Origin of the sequence: Streptomyces niveus (assembly GCF_001723055.1) — a bacterium.
GTDB lineage: Bacteria > Actinomycetota > Actinomycetes > Streptomycetales > Streptomycetaceae > Streptomyces > Streptomyces niveus.
This window is the reverse complement of record NZ_MDCR01000521.1, coordinates 1-1,159: the sequence shown is the minus strand read 5'-3', so window position 1 is coordinate 1,159 and position 1,159 is coordinate 1. Positions and strand designations below refer to the sequence as shown.

1 protein-coding gene and 1 pseudogene are annotated in these 1,159 nt (G+C 68.9%); both read right to left on the bottom strand.

All coding sequences use genetic code 11. The features are described 5' to 3' along the window. Nucleotides 1-260 (bottom strand): annotated as a pseudogene (locus BHU15_RS37230) (NADH-quinone oxidoreductase subunit I); the annotation flags it as partial. Then, nucleotides 261-1,159 (bottom strand): complex I subunit 1/NuoH family protein (locus tag BHU15_RS37225; RefSeq protein ID WP_069631114.1); only part of this gene is annotated, 899 nt, incomplete at its 5' end. It lies immediately after the preceding pseudogene.

Sequence of the window (1,159 nt, the reverse complement as noted above, 5' to 3'; positions counted from 1 at the left end):
ACAAGGAGACGCTGCCCGCCGGGGGCGGCGGCGGGCAGCGTCTCCTTGTGGGAGTCGATGTAGATGCACCAGTCGGGGCACTCACGGGCGCAGAGCATGCAGACCGTGCAGTTCTCCTCGAACAGGCCGATCACGCCGCGGCTGCGGGGCGGGAGTTCGGGCTGGGCGTCCGGGTACTGCGCGGTGACCGACCTTCTGGTCATCGTACGAAGGGTGACGGCCAGCCCCTTGGCCAGACCGCTTCCGGGGATCGGAGGCACTTAGTGGATCACCACCTTGACGATGCCGGTGAGGGCGATCTGGGCGAGGGCGAGCGGGATGAGCACGGTCCAGGCGAGCTTCTGGAGCTGGTCCTCACGCAGCCGGGGATAGCTGACGCGCAGCCAGATGACGACGAAGGCGAGGAGGAACGTCTTGAGGAGGGTCCAGAGCCAGCCGAGGCCGTCACCGCCGAACGGGCCGTGCCAGCCGCCGAGGAACAGGACGGTGGTCAGTCCGCACAGGACGACGATGCCCGCGTACTCGGCGAGCAGGAACAGCGCGAACCGCAGACCGGTGTACTCGGTGTACGCGCCGAAGATGATCTCGGAGTCGGCGACCGGCATGTCGAAGGGAGGGCGCTGGAGTTCGGCGAGACCGGCGACGAAGAAGACGAGGGCGCCGACGATCTGCCAGGGCACCCACCACCACTCGAAGGCGTTGAGGATGCCGGGCAGCGAAACGGTGCCGGCCGCCATCGCGACGGAGGCGGCCGTGAGCAGCATCGGCAGCTCGTAGGCGAGCAGTTGGGCGGCGGTGCGCAGGCCGCCGAGCAGGGAGAACTTGTTGGCCGACGCCCAGCCGGCCATGAGCGAGCCGAGGACGCCGACGCCCATCACGGCGAGGACGAAGAAGATTCCCGCGTCGATGACCTCACCGACCGCGCCCGCCTGGGGCCCGATCGGGATGACGACCAGTACGAGGAGGTAGGGCAGCAGGGCGACGGCCGGCGCGAGCTGGAAGATCCGCCGGTCGGCGGCGGCCGGGACGATGTCTTCCTTCTGCGCGAACTTGACGCCGTCGGCGACGAGTTGGGCCCACCCGTGGAAACCGCCGACGTACATGGGTCCGAGGCGGCCCTGCATATGGGCCATGACCTTGTGCTCGGTCTGCCCGACGA